Below are 21,101 nucleotides of genomic sequence, written 5' to 3'. Positions count from 1 at the left end.
CCTGTCAGCCCGCCCGGCGCAGCCGGCCTTGCCGGCCGCGGCCGCTTCCCTCTTCCTCGAAGAGAGAAGCGAGTTGTTCCGTCATGGCACCGGCCAGTTCTTCCGCATCGACGATGGTCACTGCCCGGCGGTAGTAGCGCGTGACGTCGTGGCCGATGCCGATGGCCAGAAGCTCGACGGGAGAGCGCGTTTCGACGAGATCGATGACGCCGCGCAGATGGCGCTCGAGGTAGTTGCCCGGGTTGACCGAAAGCGTGGAATCGTCGACCGGCGCGCCGTCTGAGATCATCATCAGGATCTTGCGCTGTTCCGGGCGGGCGATCAGGCGCTGGTGCGCCCACAAGAGGGCCTCGCCGTCGATGTTCTCCTTCAAGAGCCCCTCGCGCATCATCAGGCCGAGATTACGCCTCGCGCGGCGCCAGGGGGCGTCGGCGGACTTGTAGACGATGTGGCGCAGATCGTTGAGCCGGCCGGGGCTCACGGGCTTGCCTTCCTTAAGCCACATCTCGCGCGCCTGCCCGCCCTTCCAGGCGCGGGTGGTGAAGCCGAGGATCTCCACGCGCACGCCGCAACGCTCCAGCGTGCGCGCCAGGATATCGGCGCAGGTGGCGGCGACGGAAATCGGCCGCCCGCGCATGGAGCCGGAATTGTCGAGCAGCAGCGTGACGACGGTGTCGCGGAAGTTGGTGTCGCGCTCCTGTTTGAAGGAGAGCGGCTGCATCGGATCGATGATCAGGCGGGGCAGGCGCGCCGTGTCGAGCACGCCTTCCTCCAGATCGAAATCCCAGGAGCGGTTCTGCTGCGCCATCAGACGGCGCTGCAGGCGGTTGGCCAGGCGGCCGACGACGCCCTGGAGATTGGCGAGCTGCTTGTCCAGAAAGGCGCGCAGCCGGTTCAATTCCTCCTCGTCGCAAAGGTCTTCCGCGCTCACCACCTCGTCGAACGTGGCGGTGTAGACATGGTAGTCGATATCGTGCAGGCCCTGGTCGAAGGGACTCTCCGGTCGGCGTGCCTCGCCCGGCGTCTCGGTATCGAGGTCCTCCTGCTCGGAGACCTCCTCGGCGGTCGTGGCGGCGGCGTCGCTTTCGCCCGCCTCGTTCTCGTCACCGGCCTCGTCGGCATCGTCGGCCTGGCTGCGTTCGCCCTCCGATTCGTCCTCACCGCCGTCCTCGGAAGACTCCTCGCCCTGCGGCTGGTCGCCGTCTTCCTCGTTTTCCTCCGCCTGTTCCTCCTCCTCCTCGTATTCCTCGCCCAGCTCGATGGAGCCGAGCAGATCGCGCACCGTGCGGGCGAAGGCGCCCTGATCTTCGATATCGGGCAGAAGGGCGTCGAGATCGGTGCCGGCCTTTTCCTCCACCCACGCACGCCACAGATCGACCACCCGCTCCGCGCTTTCCGGTGCGGCACGACCCGTCAGCTTCTCGCGCACCATGAGGGCGATCGCTTCTTCGAGCGGAGCGTCGGCCCTGTCGCTGACCTCGGAGAGGTTGGCGCGGGCGAACTTGTCCTCCAGCATGGCGGCGAGATTGTCGGAGACGCCTTGCATGGAGCGGGCGCCGATGGCTTCCACGCGCGCCTGCTCCACGGCGTCGAAGATGGCGCGGGCCTGCTGGCCATGCGGGGCCAGGCGGTTATGCAGGCGCACATCGTGGCAGGCGTGGCGCAGGGCCATGGAATCGCCCAGGCCGCGGGTCACCTGAAGGGCTTCGGCGGTGGGCTTTCGCGCCGGCTCCGGCAGGCGCACGCGGTTTCCCGCCAGCGCCGGCTTGTCCTTGGAGAAGGTAACCTCGAGCTCGTGATTCCCGGCGATGGCGCGCACGCAACTCGTCACCGCCCGCTTGAACGGATCGAGCGGTGTCTCGTAGGGCTGGCCTGGTTTGCGGTTCGTCTGGCTCACGGTCGTCCTTGGTCCTCAGCGGGAGCGCCCGTCGACCTGCGCGGGCTCGAGACCGTCGAGGTCGACGCCTTCAAGGCAGCGCAGGTTGACCGCAACCATCTTCGTTCCGTCGGGCATGGCGCCCCGGGCGAAGGATTCCATGCCGCAGACGGAGCAGATAAGATGTTGGATCTGCCCGGAGTTGAACCGGTACTCGGTCAGCTTTTCCTCGCCTCGTTCCAGCGTCAACGCTTCGGCCGGGGTGAAGGCGAGTATGCTGCCGCGCTGCGTGCAATAGGAGCAGTTGCAGGTGATCGGGTTCGACACGTCGACATCAACATCGAAACGCACCGCCCCACAATGGCATCCGCCCTGATACTGCATCTCTTCTTCCTCAGCTCAGCACCACGTTGGCCGCCGATTCGGGCAGTTCCTCGCCGAACGCGCGCTGGTAGAACTCGGCCACGATGGCGCGTTCCAATTCGTCGCACTTGTTGAGAAAGGTGAGCCGGAAGGCAAAGCCGACATCACCGAAGATCTCGGCGTTCTCGGCCCACATGATGACGGTTCGCGGGCTCATGACCGTGGAGAGATCCCCGTTCATGAAGGCCGAGCGCGTCATGTCGGCCACGCGCACCATGCGGGCGACGATCTCGCGTCCCTTCTCGTTCTGGTAATGCTTGGCCTTCGCCTGGACGATGGAGACTTCCTCGTCATGGGGCAGATAATTGAGCGTGGTGACGATGGACCAGCGGTCCATCTGCGCCTGGTTGATCTGCTGCGTGCCGTGGTAGAGCCCGGTCGTGTCGCCGAGGCCGACGGTGTTTGCCGTGGCAAACAGGCGGAAGGAGGGGTGTGGGCGGATCACGCGGCTCTGGTCGAGCAGCGTCAGGCGACCCGAGGATTCCAGCACGCGCTGGATGACGAACATCACGTCCGGGCGGCCGGCGTCGTATTCGTCGAAAACGAGCGCGACATTGTGCTGGTAGGCCCAGGGCAGGATGCCGTCGCGGAATTCGGTGACCTGCATGCCCTCCTTGACGACGATGGCGTCCTTGCCGACGAGGTCGATACGGCTCACATGGCTGTCGAGATTGATGCGCACGCAGGGCCAGTTGAGACGCGCGGCCACCTGCTCGATGTGGGTGGATTTGCCCGTGCCGTGGTAACCGGCGACCATGACGCGGCGGTTGTAGGCGAAGCCGGCCAGGATCGCGAGCGTCGTCTGCTTGTCGAACAGATAGTCCGGATCGATGTCGGGCACATGGTTGTCGGCCACGGTGTAGGCGGGAACGACCATATCGGAATCGAAGCCGAAGGTCTCCTTCACCGAGACGGTGGTGTCGGGCAAATTGGCGATGTCGCGGTCGATCTTGTTCATCATACCTCCAGCGTGCGGCGGACCTCGTCCGCGCCGCTTGTCTTCAAACCGTGGGCCTCTTAACAGAGACCGGGACTAACAGAAACCCGCCTGCTTGAGGAGCCTGTAGGCCTGTAGCACGTCGCGCAGGCGGGCCTCGGAGCCCCTGTCGCCACCATTGGCATCGGGGTGGTGACGCTTCACCAGTGTTTTATAGCGCGCCTTTATGTCGGCGCCAGTCGCATTCGCGTCCAGGCCCAGCGTTTCGAATGCCTTGGCCTCAAGGGGGCGCAGCGGCTTGCGCGCCGGTTTGCGGGGCTTGGCGTCCGCACCCCCGAACAGATTGAAGGGGTCGCCGAGGCGGCGATAATACGCCGCATGGCCGGAACGGAAGGGCGCGAAGTCCGCCGCCGCCTGGCCGGTCCCGGCCGAGCCGACTTTCCAGGTGGGGCGATGGCCGGTCATCGCCTCCTTCTGGAAGCGGGCGATCTCGGTATCCTTCAAGCCGGAAAAATAATTGTAGTTCTTGTTGTATTGCCGCACGTGCTCGAAGCAGAAGCGGAAATATTCGCCCTCCCTGTGCCGGCCCACGGGCGCGCGGTGCAGGCCCGGCTCCTCACAGCCGTCCCACTGGCAGCGCGGCGCGTGCGCATCGGTCTCCGGCTTGGCGTCCGGGCGGATGCGTATCTTCTCGAAATATTTCGAGTTCGGCTTCATACCTAACCTGAATCGGCAAATCAGATGGGATTATGGCGGTTGCTCGCCGCGAAACAAGAATTGACATTTCGTCGCCGATGGACCTAGCGGAAGCTTAATCGTCGCGGGGAACACTCCCCATATGGTGTCAGGAGCCTCAATTGTCCATCGAATCCGCCATCGAAGCCAAGCTGAAAGTCCGGTTTTCTCCCGAACGACTCGAGATCATCAACGAAAGCCACCTGCATGCCGGCCATCACCACACGGCGGCCGGCCAGGAGGAAACCTTCGACGGCACGGGCGAGACGCATTTTCGCGTGCGCATCGTCAGCCCGGCTTTCGCCGGCATGAGCCGTGTGGAGCGCCATCGGGCCGTCAACGACGCTCTGGCCGAGGAATTGAAGGGCGCCGTCCACGCGCTGGCGATCGAGCCCGCCGCGCCGGGCGAGAAAACGCGGTGGTAAAGGACTGACCGCCGGGATGAGGCGGGACATGCCTATTGTACCTTGCCCCCCGTCGTCGTCTCCTCCACCGCCGGCCTGATGCGCAGGCGGGTGATGCGGTTCTTCTCGCGCTTCATGACGATGAATCGCTTGCCGAAGAAGGTGAAGGCCTGGCGCTCCTCGGGGATCGTCTGGGTCTCGTGGATCACCAGGCCGGCGATCGTCGTGGCCTCGTCGTCCGGCAGGTCCCAGTCGAGCGCGCGGTTGAGGTCGCGGATGGGCACGGAGCCCTCGACAACGATGGAGCCGTCGGCTTCCTGTCTCACCCCCTGCATTTCCACGTCGTGCTCGTCGGCGATCTCGCCGACGATCTCCTCGATGATGTCCTCGAGCGTGACCAGCCCTTCCACCTCGCCATATTCGTCGACGACGATGGCGATGTGCGCCTTGCGGCGCAGGAAGGCGTTGAGCTGATCCTGAAGCGTGGTGGTGTCGGGCACGAACCACGGCTTCGAAGCCACCTTCATGATGTCGATGCGCGAGGCGTCGTTGTTCAGGTCGTGGAGGGCGCGCAGAAGGTCCTTGGCGTGCACCACGCCGACGATGTTCTCCATCGTGCCACGCCACAGCGGCAGGCGCGTATAGGGGCTGCGCAGGATCTCCGCCACGACCGTTTCGGGCGGATCGTCGGCATTGATCGAGCGCATGTTGGTGCGGTGGATCATGACGTCGGAGACCTCCAGTTCGTGAAGGTCGAGAAGCCCGCCGACGCGGTCGCGGTCCTGCTTGACCACCGCGCCCTCGCGGTGCAGCACCTCGACGGTGCCGCGCAATTCCTCGTGCGCGGACAGAAGCAGGGTGTCGCTGGCCAGATTGACGCCGAAAATCGACAGGAGGAAGCGCACGGTCACGTTCGCCGCCGTGGACAGTGCCCCGAAAAGGAGAACGACGAAACGCGCGAAGGGAGACACGACGAGGGCAAACCCCTCGGGCCGGGCGAGCGCCCAGGACTTCGGCAGGATCTCGGCGAAAATGACGAGCATGACGGTCATGACGAGCGTGGCGTAAGCCACCCCGGCCTCCCCGAACAGCGTCAGGAAGAGGCTCGTCATCAGCGCCGACGCAAGGATGTTGACGAGGTTGTTGCCGATCAGCAGCGCGCCCACCAGGCGGTCGCGGCGGGTGATCAGTTCGGCGACCACGCCGGCGCGCTTGTCGCCGCCGCGTTCCAGCGTATGCAGCCTGGCCCGGGAAACCGCGGTCATGCCGGTTTCGGTGCCGGAAAACAGGAAGGACAGGAAGATCAGCGCCAGAATGACGCCGCCGGTGATCAGGATCTCTGTCATCATTGCGCTTGGCACTCCTTCAGAAAGGCGAGAACCTCGGAGCCCGGCACGTCCCTGGCGATGAAGGATTGTCCGACGCCGCGGGTGAGGATGAAGGTGAGCGCGCCGCGCGAGACCTTCTTGTCCTGCGCGATATAGGAAAGCAGCGCCTCGGCGTCGGGGAGATCGCCGGGGATATCCTCCAGCCGTGTCGGCAGGCCAACGGCACGCAGATGCGCTTCCACCCGCTCGGCATCGTCGGGGCTCGCCAGGTTCATGCGCGCGGAGAAGCGGTGCGCCAGCACCATGCCGATGGCCACACCCTCGCCATGGACGAGGCGGGCGCTGTCATAGGCGGTCGCCGCCTCGAGCGCGTGACCGAACGTGTGGCCGAGATTGAGCAGTGCGCGCTCGCCCGCCTCATGCTCGTCGCGTTCGACGATCTCCGCCTTGGCGCGGCAGGAGCGGGCGATCGCCTCCGCTCGCGCCGGGCCGCCGGAAAAGACGGACTGCCAGTTGGCCTCCAGCCAGGCGAAGAAGTCCGGCTGGTCGATGAGGCCATACTTGGCGACCTCCGCGTAACCGGCGCGAAACTCGCGCGGGGGCAGTGTGTCGAGCGTTCCCGTATCGGCCAGCACCAGCCTCGGCTGATGGAAGACGCCGACGAGATTCTTTCCCTGGGCAGTGTTGATGCCGGTCTTGCCGCCGACCGAAGAATCGACCTGCGCCAGAAGGGAGGTCGGCACCTGGACGAAGTTCATGCCGCGGCGGACGATTCCCGCGGCAAAGCCCGCCAGATCGCCGACAACCCCGCCGCCGAGCGCCAGCACCGCGTCCTGCCGCTCCAGCCGGGCGGCAAGGACGGAATTCACCACGTCCTGAAGGGTCTCGAAGCTCTTGCTGCGCTCGCCGGCGGCAACGGTGACGACGGTGCTCTCGATCCCGGCGGAGTCGAGGCCGCTTCGCAGCGTGTCCAAATGCGCGGCGAACACGTTCTCGTCCGTGACGACGGCGACGCGGATGCCAGAAAGACGGGCGGCGATTTCCCGCCCGGCGCGGGAAAGGAGCCCGGGACCGATCAGAATATCGTATGCGCGCTCGCCCAGGCCGACGGGTACGGTGACGACATCCTCAGCATTCATGGTGCGGGTTTCCTGCATTCTCCACCGTCCTCCAGAAATGCGGCCAGGCCAGCGATCACCTCCGCGGCGATCACTTCCTTCAATTCGTCGCGTGTCTGCACGATCACGTCGGCCTCTTCATACACCGGATAGCGTTCCTCCATCAGGTGCCGCATGATGGCGCGCGGATCGTCGGCCTTCAGGAGTGGCCGGTTCTGCCGCTTCGCTACCCGGTGCATCAGCGTGTCCAGATCCGCTTTCAGCCAGACGGACACCCCGTGTTGGGCGATGGCGGCACGCGTGAGACCGTTCATGAAGGCGCCGCCGCCGGTCGACAGCACCTGCGGACCTTCCGCGAGCAGGCGGTCGATCACGCGGCGCTCCAGCGCGCGGAACTCGGCCTCGCCGTAATTGGCGAAGAGGTCGGGGATCGACATGCGGGAAATATTCTCAATCTCATGATCGCTGTCGATGAAGGGCAGGCCGAGCCGTCCGGCCACCTTGCGTCCGATCACCGTCTTGCCGGCACCCATCAGCCCGACGAAGACAATGCTGCGCCGCCCCAGCCGCTCGAGCAGGGCGGGAACGTCGTGCGCATCTGTCTTGCCGGACATGGTCATGGCGCAGGTTTCGACATCAAAAGACAAGGCGCGTCAAGCGGCTGGAACCGAAACAGGCGGAGGCTTGCGTTGCGCCTCGACGCGTTTCATAACCGCTGGGCAACGAGCAAGCGGGAGCGACATGCCGACCCTCTTTCGGCTTCTGACGGTGATCGCGATCCTGGTCGGCATGGTCTACGGTGCCATGTTCGCGCTGGCCACGTTCGTGGAACCGAATAGGGCTGAAATGATGCTCCAGGTCCCGGCCGACCGGCTTGAGCAGCGCTGAACGGGCATGGCGAGCGGCGCGAAGATCGAAGCGTTTCTCGAGATGATGGCCGCCGAGCGCGGGGCCAGCGACAACACGCTTGTCTCCTATCGCCGCGACCTGGAGGACGCGGATGCCTTTCTGACCGGCGTTGAAGGCGGTCTTGCCGGCGCGAGCCCAGCGGGTGTCCGCGCCTTTATCAGCGACATGACGGCGCGCGGCTTCGCCGCCACCACCCAGGCGCGCAAGCTGTCGGCGCTCCGGCAGTTCTTCAAGTTCCTTTATGCCGAAGGTCTTCGCGGCGATGACCCGACGGGCGTGCTCGACAGCCCGAAGAAAGGCCGGCCGCTGCCGAAGACGCTGAGCGAGGCGGAGACGGAGCGTCTGCTCGAGCGCGCGGCCGAGGAAGGGCAGGCCGCAGCCGAGGGCACGCCCGAGAGGCTGGCCGCACAGCGTCTCGCAACGCTTCTCGAGGTGCTCTATGCTTCGGGCCTGCGGGTTTCGGAGCTGGTGAGCCTGCCCGTCACGGTGGCCTTGCGCGACGAGCGTTTCTTCACCGTCCGCGGCAAGGGCGGCAAGGAGCGCATCGTGCCGCTATCGGCCAAGGCGCGGGCGGCGGTCGCCCTTTGGCTCCAGGAACGCGCGCGCCATCCGAAGCTCGCCGAAAGCCCCTGGCTTTTCCCGGCGGCATCGGAAAGCGGCCATCTGCCCCGGCAGGTGTTCGCGCGTGAACTCAAGGGGCTCGCCGCGCGCGCCGGCATTGCCGTGTCGAAAGTCTCACCGCATGTGCTGCGGCACGCCTTCGCCAGCCATCTCCTGCAGAACGGGGCGGACCTCAGGGCCGTGCAGCAACTGCTCGGGCACTCGGACATCTCGACCACCCAGATCTACACGCACGTTCTGGAAAAGCGCTTGCAGGAACTGGTGCAAAAGCATCATCCGCTTGCCGATTAGGCTTATGGCCGCTATGTGAGGCCATCGATCCTGGGCCGTCATTGTCTTTTCAGTGCCCGAACCCGAGTTCTCGTGTCGATTTGGCGGGTGAATGTACAACTATCTCGATTTCGAAAAGCCGGTCGCCGACCTCGAAGGCAAGATCCTGGAACTGAAGAAGCTGTCCGATAGCGGCGAAGCCGTCGACGTCGCCGAGGAGATCTTACGGCTGGAGAAGCGCTCGAAAGAGGCGCTGCGCGACATCTACAAGGCCTTGTCCCCCTGGCAGAGGGCACAGATCGCGCGCCATCCCGACCGGCCGCATTGCATGGACTATGTGGAGGCGCTCTTCACCGACTTCACGCCGCTGGCGGGCGATCGCGCCTTTGGTGAGGACCAGGCGGTGGTGACCGGGTTCGCGCGCTTCAACGGTGAACCGATCGCCGTCATCGGCCAGGAAAAGGGCGACGACACCCAGAGCCGGCTCAAGCACAATTTCGGCATGGCCAGGCCCGAGGGATACCGCAAGGCGGTGCGCGTGATGGATCTCGCCGACCGCTACGGAATCCCCGTCGTCAGCCTGGTGGACACGGCAGGCGCCTATCCGGGCATCGGGGCGGAGGAACGCGGCCAGGCCGAGGCCATCGCCCGCTCCACCTCCAAGTGTCTGAGCCTGACGGTGCCGAACATTTCCGTCATCATCGGGGAGGGCGGCTCGGGCGGCGCCATCGCGATTGCCACGGCCAATCTCGTCTACATGCTCGAGCATTCCATCTATTCGGTGATCTCGCCCGAAGGGGCGGCCTCGATCCTCTGGCACGATTCCACCCGTGCCAAGGACGCGGCCACCAACATGAAGATCACTGCCCAGGATCTTCTTCAGCTCAAGGTGATCGACGGCATCATCGCCGAGCCCCTGGGCGGTGCCCACCGCGCGCGCGAAACGGCCATCGCGGCGACCGGAGAGACCATCGAAAAAGGCTTCCGGGAGTTGGCGGAGCGGGGCGGCGACTATCGCGAACACCGCCGCGAGAAGTTCCTGGCCATCGGCCGCAATCTCTAAGCGAACGGCCCTCTTTGGCGCATCCACGCCATAATCTTGCCTTCTCATCGGCTTCAATGGTAAGCACGATTTGTGCGTCCACACGGTCCCGGTAACATTTTGTCAAGCCTAACGGGTGTTTAGTTGTGGGGTGACGCCCTTTGCCATCGCGGCCAAGGGAGGGGAAACAGAGATCGTTCGCATGATGAGCCGCATCGCACGCGCTGCCCTGCTGACCGCTACACTTGCGCTCGCCGCCTGCAGTGGCCAGTCGCTCGAAGACATTGCTCCCAAGGCCGAGCGGGAGCTCCCGGCGAGACTTGTCCAGACCATCAAGGCGAAGGGGATGCGCAAGGACGCCCCCATCATGATGCGCATCTTCAAGGAAGAAGGTGTGCTGGAGGTCTGGAAGCAGAAGCAGAATGGCCGGTACGACCTCGTCACCAGCTATGATATTTGCAAATGGTCGGGCGAGCTGGGGCCGAAATACACCGAAGGCGACCGGCAGGCGCCGGAAGGCTTCTATTCGGTGCGGCCGGCACAAATGAACCCGAGGTCGAGCTATCACCTGTCCTTCAATATCGGTTTTCCCAACGCCTATGACAGCGTCAATGGCCGGACGGGCAAGCACCTGATGGTGCACGGCGCCTGCTCGTCGGCCGGATGCTACTCCATGACCGACGAGCAGGTGGAAGAGATCTACGCCTTCGCGCGTGATGCCTTCCGCGGCGGCCAGCAGGCGTTCCAGGTGCAGGCCTTCCCCTTCCGCATGACGCCCCAGAACATGGCGCGCTATCGCAACGACCCGAACTATCCGTTCTGGACGATGCTCAAGGAAGGCTACGACCACTTCGAGATCACGAAGCAGCCGCCGAGGGTGGATGTCTGCGAGAGGCGCTACGTCTTTAACCGCGCGCCGGCGGAAGGTCATTCGTTCGAGGCGAACGAGGTGTGTCCGCCCTCCACGCAGCCCGAGACGCTGGTGCGGGCCTACCAGAAGTACAAGGCACAGCAGGATATCGCCTTCGCCAAGGCCGTGAAGGCCGAGAAACACCCGGAGCCGCTGCCGTCGATTGTGGGTCGGGAAGAGGCGCTGCTCGTCGCAGACTGGAGCCAGCGCCGGGCCAGGGGTGAGAAGGTCTCGCAGCAGCCGCCGTCGCTGCCATCGGTCGCCGTGGCCGCGCGCGAGGAGCCCGCGGCGGAGCAGACACCGGTTTCGGCCTACGCCTCGGCGTTCGGTGCATCCAATGCACAAAGCGAAATGGGCGCACCGCCGCTAACCACGGGCTCCCTGCCCGTTCCCGCGCCGAATCCGAACCGGGCCTCGAATCAGGAGGAACCGGAAGCGTCCTCCCGGCCGAAGGTCGTCGACCGGTTCATGAACCTCTTCGACCGCTGACCCGCACGCCTTGGAAACCGCCGCGGATACTTTCGATCTGAAAGGGCTCAACTGCCCCCTGCCGGTCCTGAAGGCCCGCAAGCGCCTTGCCGGTATGCGCCCCGGTGCCCGTCTGTGGGTGGAAACGACGGATCCCCTCGCGGCAATAGACATCCCAGCCTTCTGTACGCAGGAAGGACACAGGTTACTGGAAACCTTGGCCGTTTCGGGCGGCCACCATTTCCTGATCGAGCGCGGCCCGGCCCGGCTGGCGGAAACAGATATTTCCGGTTGACCTCAACTTTCCTTGAGGTTGTAGTGGTGTGGCTCCCGTTTGATGAGGAGCCCATCCGAAATATGATTTTCGAAGGAACAGGCAATCTCCTTGCGCCGAAGAATTTTCCGCGGCGTGAAACCGTGGAGCGGCGGGAGGTCTCTCCATGAGGACGCCGGTCGACGACATCTCCCCCGCCTTCGCGTCGCACCCGCAAGGAACGGCGGCGCGCAACGCCACGATCCTCTTCCTTGCGGCACTGACCATCATGGCAGGCGCGACGATCTCGCCGGCGCTGCCGGCGATCGAGTCCCATTTCTCCGACAACCCGCAAGCCGCCATTCTGACCCGCCTCGTTCTCACCATTCCGGCGCTCTTCATCGCCTTGAGTGCGCCTTTCGCCGGTGTTCTGGCCGACCGTTACGGTCGCCGCCCGGTGGCCATCGCGGCGGTGATCCTCTATGGGCTTGCCGGCAGTTCCGGTCTCGTCGCCGACAGCCTTCCGGGGCTGCTCATCGGGCGGGCGCTGCTCGGCGTCGCCGTGGCCGGTGTCATGACGGTCGCGACCGCGCTGGTGGGCGACTTCTTCAGCGGTGCCGGCCGAGACCGCTTCATGGGCCTTCAGGCGGCCTTCATCGGCATGGGCGGGCTCGTCTTCCTGACCGGCGGCGGGCTCCTGGCGGAGCTGCACTGGCGCGCACCCTTCTTCATTTACGCCATCGCATTCGGCCTCCTGCCGGCGATCGCCCTTTTCATTCCGGAGCCCGTGCTGGACAGACGGGCGGACACGGCTTCCCCGCGCGCCGCCTCGGCGGGACTGTTCACGATCCCGCTGACGGCCGTCTTTGTCGCCGCAGTCCTCAACAGCATCGTCTTCTACCTGATGCCGACACAGCTGCCGTTCCACCTGCGCGAACTCGGCACAGCCGCACCCATCCTGGCCGGTATGGCGCTGGGACTCATGACGCTCGCATCGGCGCTGATGTCCTTCTGTTACGGCCGCGTGCGCCGGCATGTGAGCGTGGCGGGGGTGTTTGCGCTGGGCTTTTTCTTGCTGGCGGGCGGCCTCGGGATCGTCGCGCTGGCAGAAGATTATACGGCGATCCTGCCCGGCGCTCTGCTGGCGGGATGCGCCATCGGCCTCGTCATGCCCAATCTCAACTCGGCGGCGATGGGACTCGCGGACGAGCGTCAACGCGGGCGGGTGGCCGGCATGCTGACGGCCAGCATTTTCTTCGGGCAGTTCATCTCGCCGCTGATCAGCCAGCCGCTCTCGGCTCAGGGCGATTACGCTAGCGCCTTTGGTTTCGGCGCAGCGATGATCATGGCCGCGTCGCTCACCGCCTTCACCGTTGCGGCGACGCGGCGAAGGCGCGGGATCGCATAGGCCCGGCGCCACGGCCGTGGAGCCTGTACGTTTGGCCGCATGCGCCGGTCAGAAACGGGCACCCGGGACCGACAGCGGGTTCTGCTCGAGGGCGGCACGGTCGGGCGTATCGACCGCCGCCTGCCCCGCGAAGGCGGCGAAGATGCGCTCGACATAGGTCGTGTCCAGCGCGTGGCCGATGACGACGATCCGTGTGCCGCGGTCGCCGTCGGGCCAGCTCTCCAGGAACTCGGGCCGGTGGAGCAGCCTCTGCGCACCCTGTATCACCATGGGGTGCGCCGGATCTTCCACCGTCTCGACCAGCCCCTTGATGCGCAGGATGCGGTCGCCCTGCTGGGTGGCCAAGAGGTCGAGAAAGTTTTCGACCGTCGCGCGTGGCAGCGGGCGGTCGTGCCTGAGCGAAACCGTCTGGAAGGCGGTCTCGTGCGCGTGATCATGAAGATGATGGTGTTCGTGCCCATCTTCGTCATGGCCCGACGCGGGGTCAGTTCCCCGGTCTCGGCCCGTTGCCGCCAGGAGGGCCGCGGACACCGTCTCGGGGGCCTGCGCATCGAGAAGGGGAGCCTCGCCATTGAGGGCTCTCAACGCGCGGACGAGATCTTGCCGCGCGCCCGCATCGGCAAGGTCGGACTTGGTCAGCACCAGGCGATCGGCGACGGCGACCTGCCGACGTGCCTCCTCGTGCGCGGTCAGCGTGGCGGCGCCGTTGACGGCGTCCACCACCGTCACCACACTCTCGATCCGGTAGAGGTGGGAAAGCGCCGGATGGGCCATGATCGCCTGCAGGACGGGAAGCGGGTCGGCCAGGCCGGTCGTCTCCACAATGACCCGGCGCAAGGTCCCACCCCGCTCGGCCACCGCGGACAACGTGTCGACGAGCGCCCCGCGCACCGTGCAGCACAGGCAGCCGTCGCCCAGTTCGATGATCCCGTCCGAGGCTCGCTCCACCAGAAGATGGTCGAGGGAGATCTCGCCGAACTCGTTGACGATGACGGCCGTTCCGGCGAGCGACGGGTCCTTCAGAAGCCGGTTGAGAAGCGTCGTCTTGCCGGCGCCGAGGAAGCCCGTCAAAACGCTCAGAGCGATCGGCATGCGCGAGGCCATCTCAGTCGCCTTCGCTGGCGACGGCCTGCCGCCCAGGATAGGGTGGGCGCGGCGTCGGTATCGGCACGTCGGCATAGCGCGGCGCCGTCGATTCCGGCCCGTCGGCGCCGCCCAGGCCCACCGCGACGATCTGCGGCTCGCGGGTCATCGGCCTGATCAGGGGCGAATCGAAGACGAGGCGGCCCTGCTCGTCGCGGTGCCCGCGGCGTTTTGCGACGGCTTCGGCGGAACAGATTTCCGGCCGCATGTCGGTTGCGACATGCCGATCAGGCGAAGACGGGCGGAGGCTTGCCAGCGTCTGCGCGGCGAAACTGCGCTTTTGGAAGCCCTGCGCCAGCAGTTCGGCCGCCCTTTCGGCCCGTTCCACCTGCGAGTGGGTGCCCAGGACGATGGCTGCCAGCGTGCGCCGGCCGCGGGTTGCCGTGGCGATGAGATTGAACCCGGAGGCGCAGACATAGCCGGTCTTCATGCCGTCAGCACCCTGGAAGCGGCCGATCAGGTAGTTGTAGTTGGTGAACTCCCTCTCGCCGTCGCGCACGCCCTCGATGGAGAAATAGCCGGCATAGGCGGGGAACTCGGTGCGGATGGCACGTACCAGAAGCGCTAGGTCGCGCGCGGTCGAGTATTGCCCGGTGGAATGCAGGCCATGCGCGTTGACGTAGTGGGTACCGGTCATGCCGAGCCGCTCGGCATAGGCATTCATGCGGACGACGAAAGCTTGTTCCGAACCGCCGACGCTTTCGGCGATCGCCGTGGCGATGTCGTTGGCCGACTTCACCATGATGATCTTCAGCGCGTTGTCCAATGTGAGGACCGAGCCGGGCTTATAGCCCATCTTGCTTGGCGGCTCCTTGGCCGCATTCTGCGAGATGCGCACGGGTGAGTTCATCTGCATCTCGCCGTTCCTGACCGCCTGGAAGGCGACATAAGCGGTCATCAGCTTGGTGAGCGAGGCGGGATACCAGCGCTTGAACGCATCCTCCTCGGCAAGGATCCGCCCGCTGCCGACATCGAAGAGCAGATAGGGACCGGCGAGAGCGTGCATTGAGGAGAGCGCCAGCATGAACGCTGCCGCTATGAACAGTTTTCCGCTGTGCCAAGAGCGCATGGGGTTATCCCGATTCCATGTGTTGCCTGCGTGGCGCCGATATCCGTAAGATGGCCGGGCGGGCCGCCGCGGACGTCCGGCTTTCCGGCCGCTTCGTTATCTAGCGCATATGTCGCGACGATGGCAAAGCCGCCGCTTCGATTGCGCTGCACTTCTTCCGTGATTTTCAAGTAAGGAGAAACTTTCCATGCCGATCCTGAACCGCGCTGCCGAACTGCATGGGGAGATCAGGGAGTGGCGCCGGGACCTGCACCGCACGCCCGAGCTCCTGTTCGCCGTGCACGAGACGGCGGCCTTCGTCGAGGCGAAGCTTCGCGCGCTCGGCTGCGACGAGGTGGTCTCCGGGATCGGCCGGACGGGGGTCGTCGGGCTGATCCGTGGAAAGCGCGGCCAAGGCCCATGCATCGGTCTGCGCGCCGACATGGATGCCCTGCCGATGGAGGAGGAGACCGGGCTTGCCTATCGCTCCACCGTCTCAGGCCGCATGCACGCCTGCGGTCACGACGGACATATGGCCATGCTTCTCGGGGCGGCCGGTTATCTCGCCGAAACGCGTAACTTCTCCGGGACGGTCGCGGTCATTTTCCAGCCCGCGGAAGAGGGTGGAGGCGGCGGTCGCGAGATGGTGAAGGACGGCCTGATGGAGCGCTTTGCGATCGAGCGCGTCTTCGGCATGCACAACCTGCCGGGCCTGCCGGTCGGCCAGTTCGCCATCCGGCCCGGGCCCATCATGGCGGCCACCGCCGAATTCGCCATCACCATCCATGGCCGGGGCGGCCACGCGGCGATGCCGCACACAACCGTTGATCCGGTCGTGGCGGCCGGGCAGATCATCGTTGCCCTGCAGACGATCGCTTCGCGAAATGCCGACCCGCTGGGCGCGCTCGTCGTATCGGTGACGCAGGTCCATGGCGGCGAGACGCACAATGTCATCCCCGACAAGGTGGAACTCGGCGGCACCGTGCGCACGCTCGACAGCACCTCGAACACGCGCGCCGAGGAGAGGATGCGCGCCATTTGCGCGGGCGTCGCCGCGGCACATGGCGCCGAGGTGGAGGTAAACTACCGGAACAACTATCCCGTCACCTTCAACCACGCCGGTGAAACGGCGTTCGCCGCCGATGTGGCACGGGAGATCGCCGGTGAGGGGCGGGTCGACACCGACGCACGCCCGTTGATGGCTGCGGAGGATTTCTCCTATATGCTCGAATCGCGCCCCGGCGCTTTCATTTTCCTGGGCAACGGCGACAGCGCTCCCCTCCACAGTCCGCAATACGACTTCAATGACGACGCCATACCGCACGGGGTGAGCTACTGGGTACGGCTGGCGGAAACAGCCCTTTCCGGCTAAGCCATTTCGGCTTGGCGAAACGGCCATGAAGCGTTATGAGTGGCGTGTTTCCGGTCCCGTAGCTCAGCAGGATAGAGCATCAGATTCCTAATCTGAGGGTCGCAGGTTCGAATCCTGCCGGGATCGCCATTCAAATCAGTTTGTCGATTGCCACGATAAATTGCCTTTTTGGACACTATATTGCCTTTGAGGCAGCAATACTGACCTATCTCCTGCCACCGCTCGATCGTGTCGGTGCAATGAGTAGCGGGATCGAGGGCTTTTGCGTCTCTCAAGAATGGCAGATCTTGTTTAGAAGTGCGTTCGGCGAGCGCGATTCACACTTCGAGCCCTGTACAGTCGTTCCCCGCCACGCCGCAGGAGCAAGCGCTGTGCGCCCCATCTCGGTCATTTAGTTTTGGCCCGAGACCTCCTAAAGGCGGCCGAATTGGCACTGCTGCACTAAGCAAAGTCCTGAGCTAAAGTGAAACTAGTGGGGGACTGTCATGCAACCAGATGACGCAGCTGAACAGAAGCGCAAGGAGGCCGCATCCTCCCTGCTGAGAGACATGGAAACGACGGCCGCGCGCATGCGCGCCCTGATTGTTGCCATGCCACCTCACGACCTACTCGGCTACATTTATGCTCAGCGCATGATGAAAGCGATGTCGGAACAGGACATTACTGCGGAAGAACGCGAGGCAGCTGACCCTGACGACCTCATCACCGAGAACCAGTTCCTGCTGGAGTATGTGCACGCGGTTCTCGCGTCCGACCCGGCTCCTGAGAAAGTCAATTTTGACGAAGAGAAATGCGCAGAACTCTTTGAGCTTGGTCGTGAGCTGCGGCAACAGGCCATGTTCTACGCTATGGCCACATCGGCTGACACGAAGGAAGGTGCTTTCGGCCCTGACACTGCCGACATAGAATACCACGCAAAATCCACCTGGGTATTGCTTCGCGGGAACCGCTATCAAGTTCTGGAGGGCGAATTTTACCGCTACGTGCTCGCGCCGCACGACGATGTACTGAGAGAGGTTTATGGCGTCGGTGCTGAAGAGATCGCGATCGGGTTTCAAGCCATGACCGATGCCACGCGCTCCGGCCATGCCGACGCCATCATGGAAATGATGAAGCAGTTCGACGCGGTACAGGCCTTCGCCAGGGCGGAAGGTAAGCGTCTGGAAGAGGTCATGGAGGCTTGGGCGGCGGACAACGCGGAACAAGCAAAGGCCGCCGGGCTGGCGTTTGATGACATGCTCCGGGGTGGCGTTGCCAACGTGAGCCGTCACACCAATCTTCCATCTGTTCTACTGGCGGATCTCGCCTACCAGCGCGGAGAAGAGAAGGAGTTCTTCGCGCCCGGAGACCATGCGGGCACCCCGTACCGGACGCTGCCTGCCCGCAAGAAGCCCCTTATCCAGCTCGGCTCCGACTACTACGCGGTCGACCCATGCTTCACTCGCGACGCGGGATATCGTGCGCTGCTGTTCAATCTGCTGCAGCATAAGCCTGACTACAAGGTGGCTTTCAATCAGCGGCAGAAGGTGATGAGCGAAGCCGCTTTCGCCGACATCCTGAACGCCCAGCTGCCGGGCGCGAAAGTTCTTCAAGAGGTCTACTACAAGGACCCGGCAAGCAAACAATGGTCGGAAAACGACACGCTAATCCTGATTGAAGATGTGCTGTTTCTCGTTGAAGCAAAGGCCGGGGCGGCCGCGACCATCGCGTCTCCGGCGCTCGACTTCGGTCGGCACGCCCAATCGGTGCAGGACCTGGTCATCAAGGCTTACAAGCAGAGCGAGCGCTTCTTCAACTATCTCAACTCGGCGGATGAAGTACCACTCTACCATTTTGTCGACGGCAAGTACGTCGAGTGCGCGCGTGTCCGGCGTGCGGACTACCGCGTGATGGTGCCGATTGGCTTGACGGTAGAATCGTTCTCGCCGTTTTCGACCTCTGCAAGGAGCTGCCGCAAGTCGAGTCGCTGCTCGGGAAACATGCATTCGTGTCACTTTCCATCGATGACCTGTTCGTGCTTAAGCGACTGCTACCTACGCCCGGGGAGTTTGCCCATTATATGGAAGTTCGACAGGCCGTCGCAGGTCTGCGCGGCGCCCATCTCTTCGATGAAGTCGATCACCTTGGCGCCTATCTAAAGAAGAATCGATTCGACCAGGACATGGCCGACCAACTTAAGGACGGCAAGGCGAGTATGGTCGTTTGGGATGGTATGAGCCACGACGTCGACCGGAGTTTCGAGGGCGAAGACTGGGAAAGCAGCCCCTTTCCTGCACAGGAGTTCCCGCAGGAAGTACTGAAACTTCTCGGAGCGCTCGATGCCCGTCGTGCATCAGGATGGCTTTCGGCTGAGAGTCACATCCGGAACCTTGGTGAGGAAGACCGGAACGACCTTGCGACGATGCTGGCCAAGCTTCGCAAGTCGCTCAACAAGCATCCCGCCCGCTACTTCCTTTACGGAAGTGACACGCCCTTCTTTATCTGGTTGCAGAGATCAGGCGATAAGATTGACTGGCAAAAAGTCCACGATAAAGCCGGTGCCGCAGCGCTCCTTACCCCGACCGCTGACATGACCGGGATCATGATCGAAGCTACTGCTGGCGGTATCTATAAGACGGCATATACATTCGAGGTCGCCAAACCTTCCTCGCGCATCGACAACAACGCCCACATTTATGATGATGCGGAGCGGATGAAAAAGCGTGCACAGGCCCACTCCCAGCCTCCGGCCGCTCAAGCACAAAAAATGCCCCGGGTCGGGCGCAAACCAGGGCGCAACGATCCCTGCCCATGTCAGAGCGGGCTGAAATACAAGAAGTGTCATGGTCGCTGAACGTCGCGATCAGAAAATCGTTCGTAGCGTTCTAAAACTTGTAATCCGCGATGGTGTCGAGGAAGGCGCTATCGCCGTCAGCCAAATCGTCAAGCATATGAAAGTTCATCGGCTGTGGAGCGTCAACAATCAGGAGTCCTCTAACTTCGGGGATTTTCGGCAGCTTCAAGTTTTTTGCTATCGCATCCGCTCGCTCCCGCAGATATTGAACTCTCCGGACGTGACGAAGCATCTTATCCGGTTTTTCACGCTCTTTTGAATCCCGAATGGTCCGACCTCGGTACTCCGACATTCGGGCTGCTGCCTCTGTTTCTGTGCGGCAAAGCCTCAAATCCTTCGCCTCTATCGCGTAGACACGATCCCGAGCCTCGGTGATGGCAAAAACATCGACATCGCCCAACTCCGGCGGCACTTTCTGGTTTAGGATGGCAGACAATTTTGATCGCGGGGTAGCATCCAGGCCGAGTTCACGCAGGCGCTGCGCCACAGTTTCCTCGAACGCCTCTCCGGCAAGCCGCCCCTGCTCTCCGGCATAGCTTCGTGCCTGCGCGTCAATGTTGATATTTCCAATCTGTGATTCGCTGCACCTGCGCCGGTCTCACCGGTTTCATGTCAGGTTCTGTGCGTCTAGCTCAGCAAACTGGGGCGGCCGTGGAGTGAAGGTGGTCCATCCGTTGATGTCAGGTTTCGAGCACCGATGGAAATTGTCGGCTCCTGGGTGCGACAAACGGCACAGTTCCACCCTTCTGAGACAGAAGGAGCTGGATAGATCGACCCTTTCGCGACCTCCGCGAGCAGGTGAATTCGGTCCGTTTCTGCCGAATGGTGGCGGTCGATCAGGCTGAACGTCCCGCAAAGGGATCAACCCTCAACTGGAGCAACATCCCGACCGTATCGGCTTCGCCTCAATGCTCCACGATCCGCCCGTTTGAAACGCGATCGATGTTGATGCCCTTCACCTTCACAATTGACCCTGTAGGCTCAATGTTCATCCACCGCCCGGAGTGCGTCCCTTCGCCCGTGACGCGAGTGACAACTCGGTCGCCGTCGCTGATCATGTCCTCGATTTGCATCCTAAAGTCGGGAAACGTAGTCAGCAGTCCTGCGACATGCGCGCGAAGGGCCTCTGCGCCACGCCCGGCCTGCTCGTTGTTGTGATCGACATAATCGTCAGCTACCAACGGGAGCGCAGCCTGCAAGTCCTGAAACAGGCATTCATAGAACCGCTTGACGAGTTCCTTCGAGGTATCGGCTGACATAAGGGCGTCCTGGATCCCGCTGTTCTTCATGTGAGAATTGCAAACGTAGCGGAGGCCATTTTCTATGTCGCCCTTGAGCCCGATGCCGCCGCCCAGTCGCGCAACGGCAAATACTCTGGCAAAAAGGGCAAAATAACTGAAAGTGCCAGAATTTGACCCTTTTACTTTCAATGGGTTAGGAAGCGGCCAGAGGCAAAATAGCGTGTCACTTAACACAGTGGTTTATTCTGATGTGACGTTTGGATGTTGTCGATGTGGGTTACAAAAGGGTGACAAAGCCTCTCATGCTTGTTGCCATCGCGGGTCTCATCTTCCTGCCAGACAAAGCTTGACCCACCTACCGGCCCCCCCCTTTCCTGAATGGATCCCATCCACTACCCACATATCAATCTGGACGCTTTAGCACCCCGATTTCAGGTGCGCGTTGGGCGACCTTGAACCCGTCGACCCCTTCCAATCAGTTTCTCACCGCCGGTTTCCTCGTCAGGCAGGTCCAGCTTTGGCATGGCTGACCTCCAGCGGCTGCACGAGTTCGTAAAGGCTGATGACATGGGGTTCCGACGCCCCGCTCAAGACTGCTGATATATTTGCTGACCGGAGCCGGAGCGGGGCCACGCGCTTGCGGCGCTCTGCAACCATTCACCCAATCACTTCATCCAGGCATTTGCGAAGACGTTCGGACAGCCGCCTTACAAGTTCCTCACCAACATGCGGCTCGATTTTGCCGAGCGTCTGCTTGTCGAA

At 63.4% G+C, this 21,101-nt stretch carries 21 protein-coding genes and 1 tRNA gene; 11 read left to right on the top strand and 11 right to left on the bottom strand.

The window, feature by feature from the left end; all coding sequences use genetic code 11:
• Positions 1-4: 4 nt before the first annotated feature.
• The 4 genes from cobT to ACFP9U_RS12355 form a co-directional block, all read right to left on the bottom strand.
• A complete protein-coding gene (cobT, locus tag ACFP9U_RS12370) occupies positions 5-1,897 on the bottom strand; it encodes a cobaltochelatase subunit CobT (RefSeq protein ID WP_378621777.1) in 1,893 nt (630 codons plus the stop codon).
• 15 nt (positions 1,898-1,912) lie between these two features.
• Positions 1,913-2,260, bottom strand: coding sequence for a GFA family protein (locus ACFP9U_RS12365; RefSeq protein WP_378621775.1), 348 nt, complete (start codon positions 2,258-2,260; stop codon positions 1,913-1,915).
• 10 nt (positions 2,261-2,270) lie between these two features.
• Entirely contained in the window at positions 2,271-3,257 is a 987-nt protein-coding gene (cobS, locus tag ACFP9U_RS12360; RefSeq protein WP_322452947.1) for a cobaltochelatase subunit CobS, read from the bottom strand.
• 75 nt (positions 3,258-3,332) lie between these two features.
• The gene (locus ACFP9U_RS12355) at positions 3,333-3,953 is read right to left on the bottom strand and encodes a J domain-containing protein (protein WP_322452946.1); all 621 of its coding nucleotides are present in this window, start codon (positions 3,951-3,953) and stop codon (positions 3,333-3,335) included.
• Between the two features lie 140 nt (positions 3,954-4,093).
• Between ACFP9U_RS12355 and ACFP9U_RS12350 the strand changes: the two genes are divergently transcribed.
• On the top strand, positions 4,094-4,396 hold the full coding sequence (locus ACFP9U_RS12350; RefSeq protein WP_378621773.1) for a BolA family protein: 303 nt from the start codon (positions 4,094-4,096) through the stop codon (positions 4,394-4,396).
• 32 nt (positions 4,397-4,428) lie between these two features.
• Here ACFP9U_RS12350 and ACFP9U_RS12345 read toward each other — a convergent pair whose 3' ends face one another.
• Genes ACFP9U_RS12345 through ACFP9U_RS12335 form a run of 3 tightly spaced genes read right to left on the bottom strand, consistent with a single transcriptional unit; the run spans position 4,429 to position 7,441 of the window.
• Positions 4,429-5,724 (bottom strand): HlyC/CorC family transporter, encoded by a 1,296-nt coding sequence (locus ACFP9U_RS12345; protein ID WP_322452944.1) that lies wholly within the window; start codon positions 5,722-5,724, stop codon positions 4,429-4,431.
• A complete protein-coding gene (gene aroB, locus ACFP9U_RS12340; RefSeq protein WP_378621793.1) occupies positions 5,721-6,842 on the bottom strand; it encodes a 3-dehydroquinate synthase in 1,122 nt (373 codons plus the stop codon). The genes ACFP9U_RS12345 and aroB overlap by 4 nt, the downstream gene beginning before the upstream one ends.
• Positions 6,839-7,441, bottom strand: coding sequence for a shikimate kinase (locus ACFP9U_RS12335; protein ID WP_378621771.1), 603 nt, complete (start codon positions 7,439-7,441; stop codon positions 6,839-6,841). The genes aroB and ACFP9U_RS12335 overlap by 4 nt, the downstream gene beginning before the upstream one ends.
• A gap of 121 nt (positions 7,442-7,562) precedes the next feature.
• On the opposite strand from ACFP9U_RS12335, the gene ACFP9U_RS12330 reads away from it, so the two are divergent.
• The 6 genes from ACFP9U_RS12330 to ACFP9U_RS12305 all read left to right on the top strand — a co-directional run bounded on the left by ACFP9U_RS12330 (position 7,563) and on the right by ACFP9U_RS12305 (position 12,702).
• Positions 7,563-7,709 (top strand): histidine kinase, encoded by a 147-nt coding sequence (locus tag ACFP9U_RS12330; RefSeq protein WP_322452942.1) that lies wholly within the window; start codon positions 7,563-7,565, stop codon positions 7,707-7,709.
• Between the two features lie 6 nt (positions 7,710-7,715).
• The gene (locus ACFP9U_RS12325) at positions 7,716-8,642 is read left to right on the top strand and encodes a site-specific tyrosine recombinase XerD (RefSeq protein ID WP_378621770.1); all 927 of its coding nucleotides are present in this window, start codon (positions 7,716-7,718) and stop codon (positions 8,640-8,642) included.
• A 91-nt stretch (positions 8,643-8,733) separates the two neighbouring features.
• Positions 8,734-9,684 carry an acetyl-CoA carboxylase carboxyltransferase subunit alpha gene (locus tag ACFP9U_RS12320; RefSeq protein ID WP_378621768.1) on the top strand — a complete coding sequence of 317 codons (951 nt, stop codon included), beginning with the start codon at positions 8,734-8,736 and terminating at the stop codon, positions 9,682-9,684.
• A 181-nt stretch (positions 9,685-9,865) separates the two neighbouring features.
• Positions 9,866-11,062 (top strand): hypothetical protein, encoded by a 1,197-nt coding sequence (locus ACFP9U_RS12315; RefSeq protein ID WP_378621766.1) that lies wholly within the window; start codon positions 9,866-9,868, stop codon positions 11,060-11,062.
• Positions 11,063-11,072: 10 nt separating this feature from the next.
• Positions 11,073-11,336: a sulfurtransferase TusA family protein gene (locus ACFP9U_RS12310; RefSeq protein WP_378621764.1), complete on the top strand. Its 264-nt coding sequence runs from the start codon at positions 11,073-11,075 to the stop codon at positions 11,334-11,336.
• 145 nt (positions 11,337-11,481) lie between these two features.
• Positions 11,482-12,702 (top strand): MFS transporter, encoded by a 1,221-nt coding sequence (locus ACFP9U_RS12305; protein ID WP_378621762.1) that lies wholly within the window; start codon positions 11,482-11,484, stop codon positions 12,700-12,702.
• Positions 12,703-12,750: 48 nt separating this feature from the next.
• Here the strand turns inward: ACFP9U_RS12305 and ACFP9U_RS12300 are convergent, their stop codons facing one another.
• Together ACFP9U_RS12300 and ACFP9U_RS12295 are read right to left on the bottom strand one after the other, a co-directional pair.
• Positions 12,751-13,806, bottom strand: coding sequence for a CobW family GTP-binding protein (locus tag ACFP9U_RS12300; protein WP_378621761.1), 1,056 nt, complete (start codon positions 13,804-13,806; stop codon positions 12,751-12,753).
• 1 nt (position 13,807) lies between these two features.
• Positions 13,808-14,914: a D-alanyl-D-alanine carboxypeptidase family protein gene (locus tag ACFP9U_RS12295; RefSeq protein WP_378621759.1), complete on the bottom strand. Its 1,107-nt coding sequence runs from the start codon at positions 14,912-14,914 to the stop codon at positions 13,808-13,810.
• A 187-nt stretch (positions 14,915-15,101) separates the two neighbouring features.
• Here ACFP9U_RS12295 and ACFP9U_RS12290 point away from each other — a divergent pair, with 187 nt between their 5' ends.
• The 4 genes from ACFP9U_RS12290 to ACFP9U_RS12275 all read left to right on the top strand — a co-directional run bounded on the left by ACFP9U_RS12290 (position 15,102) and on the right by ACFP9U_RS12275 (position 19,098).
• Positions 15,102-16,265, top strand: coding sequence for a M20 aminoacylase family protein (locus ACFP9U_RS12290; RefSeq protein WP_378621757.1), 1,164 nt, complete (start codon positions 15,102-15,104; stop codon positions 16,263-16,265).
• Positions 16,266-16,317: 52 nt separating this feature from the next.
• Positions 16,318-16,394, top strand: a tRNA-Arg gene (locus tag ACFP9U_RS12285).
• Between the two features lie 356 nt (positions 16,395-16,750).
• Positions 16,751-18,403, top strand: coding sequence for a hypothetical protein (locus tag ACFP9U_RS12280; RefSeq protein WP_378621756.1), 1,653 nt, complete (start codon positions 16,751-16,753; stop codon positions 18,401-18,403).
• Positions 18,325-19,098, top strand: a complete 774-nt coding sequence (locus ACFP9U_RS12275; protein ID WP_378621754.1) for an SEC-C metal-binding domain-containing protein — start codon at positions 18,325-18,327, stop codon at positions 19,096-19,098. Before ACFP9U_RS12280 ends, ACFP9U_RS12275 begins: the two co-directional genes overlap by 79 nt.
• A 31-nt stretch (positions 19,099-19,129) precedes the next feature.
• On the opposite strand, the gene ACFP9U_RS12270 is transcribed toward ACFP9U_RS12275, so the two are convergent.
• Positions 19,130-19,585: a hypothetical protein gene (locus tag ACFP9U_RS12270; RefSeq protein ID WP_378621753.1), complete on the bottom strand. Its 456-nt coding sequence runs from the start codon at positions 19,583-19,585 to the stop codon at positions 19,130-19,132.
• A 418-nt stretch (positions 19,586-20,003) separates the two neighbouring features.
• Positions 20,004-20,573: an ester cyclase gene (locus ACFP9U_RS12265; RefSeq protein WP_378621751.1), complete on the bottom strand. Its 570-nt coding sequence runs from the start codon at positions 20,571-20,573 to the stop codon at positions 20,004-20,006.
• Positions 20,574-21,101 lie beyond the last annotated feature (528 nt).

The sequence above is a fragment of the Nitratireductor sp. GCM10026969 genome (genome assembly GCF_042660605.1).
GTDB lineage: Bacteria > Pseudomonadota > Alphaproteobacteria > Rhizobiales > Rhizobiaceae > Chelativorans.
This window is presented reverse-complemented; position numbering and strand designations above follow the sequence as displayed.